Consider the following 5,640-nt stretch of genomic DNA (forward strand, 5'->3'; position numbering starts at 1 on the left):
GCCAGGCCGATCTGAAGCGGCCGGGCTGGGTGGCGCAGAACGTCGATGCGGTGGTGCTGATGTCGCCCGACATTTCCGTCGACGTGTTCCGCGCCCAGACCGGAGACATGCGCCGCCTGCCGCGTGAATTCATCGTCGTCACCTCGCAGAAAGACGTCGCGCTGCGCCTGTCGACTCGGGTCAGCCTCGAACGCGACCGGCTCGGGCTGGGCAACAGCGCCGCGACCCTGTCCGATCTGCCGATCACCTTTGTCGATCTGACGGATTTCAGCGATCGCGACACCAATTCGCATTTCGTGGCGGCGGAATCGCCGGCGCTGATCGCCCTCATTGCCGCCGCCAATGACCTGCCGGGCCATGTCGAACCCGGCAACCGCACCCTGCTGGGCCGTCTCGGCGCCAGCAGCCGCCATATCCAGGCCACTGCCGAAACGCTGGTGCCGGCGGTGCTGTCGCCGGCCCGCTGAACCTAGCCGCCCGCGCCGCGTCGCAGATAGACATAATAGGCGCCGGTGCCGCCATGGCGCAGATGCGCCTCGGCCACCTGAAGCACCGCGCCCGACAGGGGCGGCATCGCCAGCCAGTGCGGCACCTGATGTTTCAGCACCCCCGGCCGGGTCGGGATCGGGTCGTCATCGGCCTTGGACTTGCCCTTGCCGGTGACCACCAGCACCAGCCGCTTGCCTTCGCCATGGGCGCGCAGGATGAAGGCGGTCAGCGCCGGATGGGCCTGGGCCTGGGTCATGCCGTGCAGGTCGATCTTGCCGTCGGGCAGGATCTTGCCGCGTTTCATGCGGCCGAACATCTTCTTGTCCATGCGCAGCGGCTGGCGGGCGACCTGGTCCGAGATCCCCGGCGCCAGCGCATGCGGCGGCGGCTCGCGACGGGCCCGGGCGCCGATCTCGAAACCGCCGAAACGCGGCTTGGCGACCTTGACCGGCTTGGGCTTGGGCGCCGGATCAGCCAGAGGCCGCCGTTCGGGATGAAACCGTTCCGCCGTCTGCGCCACCCTGCGCCACAGCTCGATCTCTTCGGGTGTCAGCCGGCGCCGGGTCACAGCACCGCCTCGGGCAGCATGGCAAAGGCGCGCTGGATCGGCAGCAGCACCACCATCCGCCCCGGATCCTTGAGCCGGCCGGCGGCACGGCCCGCCGCATCGCCGGTGCCGAAAAAGATATCGGCCCGCTGCGCCCCCTTGATCGCCGAGCCGGTGTCCTGCGCGATCATCAGCCGCCGCATCGGCTCCTTGCCGTCCTTTTCCAGCCAGACCGGCGCCCCGAGCGGCGTGTATTTCGGATCGACCGCGATGCTGCGCATGCGGGTGATCGAGCGGTTCATCGCCCCCAGCGGCCCCTGGTCGGCCGGCACTTTGGAAATCCTGCGGAAAAAGACATAGGAGTCATTGTGGCGCAGCAGCTCTGCCCCCTGTTCCGGATTGCGCCGCACCCAGTTCTTGATCACCTGCGCGCTGACCTGATGGGCGGAATAGATGCCGCGCCGCACCAGTTCGACCCCGATCGAGCGATAGGGGTGCCCGTTGGACCCGCCATAGCCGACCCGAAGGAAGGAACCGTCGGCCAGCCGGATCCGGCCCGAGCCCTGGATTTGCAGGAAGAACAGCTCAACCGGATCATCGACCCAGGCGATCTCGAGCCCGCGCCCCTGAAGGGCGCCATTGGTTTCGATCTCGCGCCGGGTCAGCCATTGCGCCTTGCGCCGCGCCTCGGGCGGCATCCGGTAAAGCGGAAAGCGGAACCGCGCGTCCGGCAGCCGCGCGCCGTCAAGCTCGGGTTCGTAATAGGCGGTGAACAGGGGCTCGGCCCCGTCCTCGATCAGAACCGGGCGGAAGAACAGTTCGAAGAACTTGCGCGGATTGCTGAAACCCTCGGCGGCGGCGCAAAGCGCGCGCCAGTCCGGCGCCCTGAGATCGCCGCAGGTGTTGAGAAAGGTCTTTAGCGCCTCGGCGTGGTCATCGTCTTCCCAGCCGTCGAGATCGGAAAAGGCAAGAATGCTGTGCGAGGTTTCGGACATCGCCGTCGCGCCGGTCATCACCAGACCCGCCACAAGCGCCGCCCGGAACCAGCCGGTCATTCGCCCGTCGCAACAAGCCGCCAGTTGGGATCGTCGGTGCCCATGACGCGGGCAAAGGTCCAGACGTCTTTCTGGCGCTTGATCTTGGTCTCGTCGCCCTCGACGATGTCGCCGCCCCGGTCGCGCACCACATGGGTCAGCTCACCGACGAAACGCACCACCAGTTCCGCCTCGCGCCCGGCGGAGTCAAAGCTGGCATCCTGAAGCACCATTTCGCGCACCCCGACAAAGGTGCTTTCCACGGTCAGCCCCTGCTGTTCACGCGAATCCACCACCTGCGAGAAGGCCTCATAGACCTCTTCCGACAGAAACGGCAGAATGCTTGCCATATCGCCGTTCTCGAACCCCATCAGGATCATTTCATAAGCGCCGCGCGCACCCTGCAGGAACTCGGTGACGTTGAAGTCCGGTTCGACCGCCTTCATCGCGCCCAGCGCCTTGGCGGCCTCGCTGTCGGCGGCGACATGATCGAGAATGTCGGCATCGGGGCCGCCCTCGATCACTTCGAGGTCGGGGCCGCCGCGCCGGGCCATGCCGGGTTGCGCCTCGCGCGGGGGTTCGAAACCGTCACGGGTTCCGAGCACGTTTTTCAGGCGCAGGATTAGAAAGATCGCGATACCGGCCAGGACCAGAAGCTGAATGATGGGCGACGAATTCATATGGACCTCGACAAGGGCATGGTAACAGGCATCTACCGCACTTATGTAAGTCACGTGCCCGATCAAGTCCACCGGGCGGGAAAGCTTTGGAGAATGAAAATATGTGGCTGTTTCTGGCCTTTGTCGGTGTTCCCCTGATCGAGATCGCGCTGTTCATCCAGGTCGGTGGCGCCATCGGCCTGTGGCCGACCCTCGGGGTGGTGGTGGTGACCGCCATTGCCGGCACCTATCTGGTGCGCAGCCAGGGGCTGCGGGCGCTGGGCAATCTGCAACGGTCCTTTGCCGAGCTGGACAACCCGGCCGAGCCGCTGGCGCATGGCGCGATGATCCTTTTCGCCGGCGCGCTGCTGCTGACGCCGGGGTTCTTCACCGATGCGCTCGGCTTTGCCCTTCTGGTGCCGGCAGTGCGGGTGGCGGTGTTCCGTTTCCTGCGCACGCGGGTGCAGGTGCAAAGCTTTGCCATGGGCGCGATGCGGGGCGAGGCAGGCACCGGGCCGCGCCCGGCGGCGGGGCAGGGCGAGGTCATCGACGGCGAGTTTTCCGAGCTTGATCCGGCCAAGCGGCCGACCCACCGGCCCTCGGAATGGACTAAGCATTGAGGCCGGTTTGCCTTCCTGCTAGACAGCCGTGACTTTTTGAATTTTCAGGAGAGACCCCATGTCGGAAAACGACAACGGTGCAGCGCAGGCGATGCCCCAGATCAAGATGAATGTTCTGGCACAATTCATCCGTGACATGTCATTCGAAAACATCCTGGCGCAGAAACGCGTTCAGGGCGAAGTGCAGCCGGACGTGCAGGTGCAGGTCAATCTTGACGCTCAGAAGCGCGAGCCCGAGCACCAGTACGAGGTCACCATCAAGCTGAACGTCACCTCCAAGGCCAAGGGCACCGAAGACGCGATGTTCGTGCTCGAGGTCGAATATGCCGGCATCTTCCACATCGAAGGCGTGCCGAACGAGCAGATCCACCCCTTCCTGCTGATCGAATGCCCGCGGCTTCTGTTCCCCTTCCTGCGCCGCATCGTGTCCGACGTGACCCGCGACGGCGGCTTCCCGCCGCTGAACCTGGAAAACATCGATTTCATGCAGCTCTATCGCCAGGAAGTGGCGCGCCGTCAGGCCGAGCAGCCCCAGGGCACCGCATAAATCCCGCGATCAGGATCGGGGCCGCCGGATCGGCGACCTAGCCCGATTTGGCCCACAAGGCATTCTCGCCCATTTTGGCGATGAAGTCCTGGTGGGCCTTTTTTTCGTCCTCGCTCAGGCGCGGGGGCAGGGGCGCGGGGCGCGGTTGCGGGCGCCATTGCGCGTCGGCCGAGTCTGCGCCGTTTCCGGCGCTGGCCGTCGAAAGGCCGAAATCCGGCTGCCGCCCGCCGATCAGCTCGAGATAGACCTCGGCCAGGATTTCCGAGTCGAGCAGCGCGCCGTGCAGGGTGCGGCTGGAATTGTCGATGCCGAAGCGGCGGCACAGCGCATCCAGCGAGGCCGGCGAGCCGGGAAATTTCTTGCGCGCAATCGCCAGCGTGTCCAGCGCCTGCTCCCAGGGGATCTGCGGCAGGCCCATCCATTTCAGCTCGGCATTGAGAAACTTCATGTCGAAGGCGGCATTGTGGATCACCAGCTTGGCGTCGCCGATGAAATCCAGAAACTCCTGACCGATCTGTTTGAACACCGGCTTGTCGGCCAGAAACTCGTCGCCCAGCCCGTGCACTTCAAAGGCCTCCTGCGGCATCGCGCGTTCCGGGTTGATATACTGGTGATAGGTGCGGCCGGTGGGCATGTGGTTCAACAGTTCGACACCACCGATCTCGACGATCCGGTCGCCGGTCGCCGGGTCGAGCCCGGTGGTCTCGGTATCCATCACGATCTCACGCATCGCTGTTCCGTCCCCTTATGGTTTCGACGATCTCGCGCACCTGCGCCCGGGCGTGGTCCAGCGTGTCGGTGACGACCACGTAGTCAGCGCGGGCGCATTTTTCCGCGTTCGGCATCTGTTTGGCAAGGATCTGTTCAAACTGCGCGAGCGTCATCGTACCGCGCTCCAGCACCCGTTTTCGTTGTTCTTCGGGTGGAACAGAGACACATACGACCGCATCCATCATCGTCTCGCTGCCGCCTTCGAACAACAGCGGGATGTCGAACACCACGATGTCGGCACTGGCCGCGCGGGCAAAGGCGGCGCGGTCTTCGGCGACCAGCGGATGGACGATCTGTTCAAGGGTGCGCAGCACCGCGGGGTCGGCGGCGATCATCTCTTTCAGCCGCTCGCGCGACACCGCGCCGTCGACGACCGCGCCGGGCAGGGCGGCGGCAATCGGCGCCACCGCGACTCCGCCGGCGGCATACATGCGATGGACGGCGGCATCGGCATCCCAGACCGCGCAGCCGGCTTCGGCGAACAGCCGCGCCGTGGTCGATTTGCCCATGCCGATCGAACCGGTCAACCCGAGGCGAAAGCTCATTGCAGCGCCGCCTCGCGCGTGGCCTCGTCGACCTCGGGGCGGACGCCGAACCAGCGCTCGAAACCGGGCACTGCCTGATGCAGCAACATGCCCAGCCCGTCGACCGTGGTGCAGCCGATCTGCGCGGCCGCCTGCAAGAGTTCGGTCCTGAGCGGGTTATAGACGATGTCGGTCACGACCGCCGACCTGTTCAACCCGTCCAGCGGCACCCGCAATTCCGGCTTGCCCGCCATCCCCAACGAGGTGGTGTTGACCACGGTGGCGCCCTCTTCCAGCGCATTGCCGGCCTGCACCCAGTCGATGACACGCAGCCGGGTGCCGAAATCCTCGCGCAATTGCTCGGCGCGCACCCTTGTGCGGTTGCTGATCAGGATCTCGGGCACCCCGGCATCCAGCAGCGACGCCACCACCGCCCGCGCCGCGCCGCC

The 5,640-nt window shown here is 65.7% G+C and carries 9 protein-coding genes; 3 read left to right on the forward strand and 6 right to left on the reverse strand.

Going from position 1 to position 5,640, the window contains the following annotated elements; genetic code table 11:
• Positions 1-467: alpha/beta hydrolase (locus ABZD10_RS13015; RefSeq protein ID WP_372887077.1), on the forward strand; the 467-nt coding region annotated here is incomplete at its 5' end.
• 2 nt (positions 468-469) lie between these two features.
• Here ABZD10_RS13015 and ABZD10_RS13020 read toward each other — a convergent pair.
• From ABZD10_RS13020 to ABZD10_RS13030, 3 genes are read right to left on the reverse strand one after another with little or no spacing between them, the layout of a single operon-like run.
• Entirely contained in the window at positions 470-1,057 is a 588-nt protein-coding gene (locus ABZD10_RS13020; protein WP_372887079.1) for a Smr/MutS family protein, read from the reverse strand.
• Complete coding sequence (locus ABZD10_RS13025; RefSeq protein ID WP_372887081.1) at positions 1,054-2,091, reverse strand: murein transglycosylase A; 1,038 nt, start codon at positions 2,089-2,091, stop codon at positions 1,054-1,056. Before ABZD10_RS13025 ends, ABZD10_RS13020 begins: the two co-directional genes overlap by 4 nt.
• The gene (locus tag ABZD10_RS13030) at positions 2,088-2,750 is read right to left on the reverse strand and encodes a Tim44/TimA family putative adaptor protein (RefSeq protein ID WP_372887083.1); all 663 of its coding nucleotides are present in this window, start codon (positions 2,748-2,750) and stop codon (positions 2,088-2,090) included. The genes ABZD10_RS13025 and ABZD10_RS13030 overlap by 4 nt, the downstream gene beginning before the upstream one ends.
• Before the next feature lie 101 nt (positions 2,751-2,851).
• Between ABZD10_RS13030 and ABZD10_RS13035 the strand changes: the two genes are divergently transcribed.
• Both ABZD10_RS13035 and secB read left to right on the forward strand, forming a co-directional pair.
• Positions 2,852-3,349, forward strand: coding sequence for an FxsA family protein (locus tag ABZD10_RS13035; protein ID WP_372887085.1), 498 nt, complete (start codon positions 2,852-2,854; stop codon positions 3,347-3,349).
• A gap of 58 nt (positions 3,350-3,407) precedes the next feature.
• On the forward strand, positions 3,408-3,896 hold the full coding sequence (gene secB / locus ABZD10_RS13040; RefSeq protein WP_372887086.1) for a protein-export chaperone SecB: 489 nt from the start codon (positions 3,408-3,410) through the stop codon (positions 3,894-3,896).
• A gap of 37 nt (positions 3,897-3,933) precedes the next feature.
• On the opposite strand, the gene dnaQ is transcribed toward secB, so the two are convergent.
• The 3 genes from dnaQ to ABZD10_RS13055 all read right to left on the reverse strand — a co-directional run.
• Complete coding sequence (gene dnaQ / locus ABZD10_RS13045) at positions 3,934-4,626, reverse strand: DNA polymerase III subunit epsilon (RefSeq protein ID WP_372887087.1); 693 nt, start codon at positions 4,624-4,626, stop codon at positions 3,934-3,936.
• The gene (gene coaE, locus ABZD10_RS13050) at positions 4,619-5,212 is read right to left on the reverse strand and encodes a dephospho-CoA kinase (RefSeq protein ID WP_372887089.1); all 594 of its coding nucleotides are present in this window, start codon (positions 5,210-5,212) and stop codon (positions 4,619-4,621) included. The genes dnaQ and coaE overlap by 8 nt, the downstream gene beginning before the upstream one ends.
• Positions 5,209-5,640, reverse strand: a 432-nt coding sequence (locus ABZD10_RS13055; RefSeq protein WP_372887091.1) for a shikimate dehydrogenase, incomplete at its 5' end; no start/stop codon positions are given. The genes ABZD10_RS13055 and coaE, both read right to left, overlap by 4 nt.

This window comes from Shimia sp. (genome assembly GCF_041624275.1).
GTDB lineage: Bacteria > Pseudomonadota > Alphaproteobacteria > Rhodobacterales > Rhodobacteraceae > Shimia.

Bases quoted from the DNA above. Each gene is read 5' to 3' on its own strand.
- ABZD10_RS13030 (WP_372887083.1), bottom strand. From the start codon at position 2,750: ATGAATTCGTCGCCCATCATTCAGCTTCTGGTCCTGGCCGGTATCGCG.
- ABZD10_RS13025 (WP_372887081.1), bottom strand. From the start codon at position 2,091: ATGACCGGCTGGTTCCGGGCGGCGCTTGTGGCGGGTCTGGTGATGACC.
- secB (WP_372887086.1), top strand. From the start codon at position 3,408: ATGTCGGAAAACGACAACGGTGCAGCGCAGGCGATGCCCCAGATCAAG.
- ABZD10_RS13035 (WP_372887085.1), top strand. From the start codon at position 2,852: ATGTGGCTGTTTCTGGCCTTTGTCGGTGTTCCCCTGATCGAGATCGCG.
- dnaQ (WP_372887087.1), bottom strand. From the start codon at position 4,626: ATGCGTGAGATCGTGATGGATACCGAGACCACCGGGCTCGACCCGGCG.
- coaE (WP_372887089.1), bottom strand. From the start codon at position 5,212: ATGAGCTTTCGCCTCGGGTTGACCGGTTCGATCGGCATGGGCAAATCG.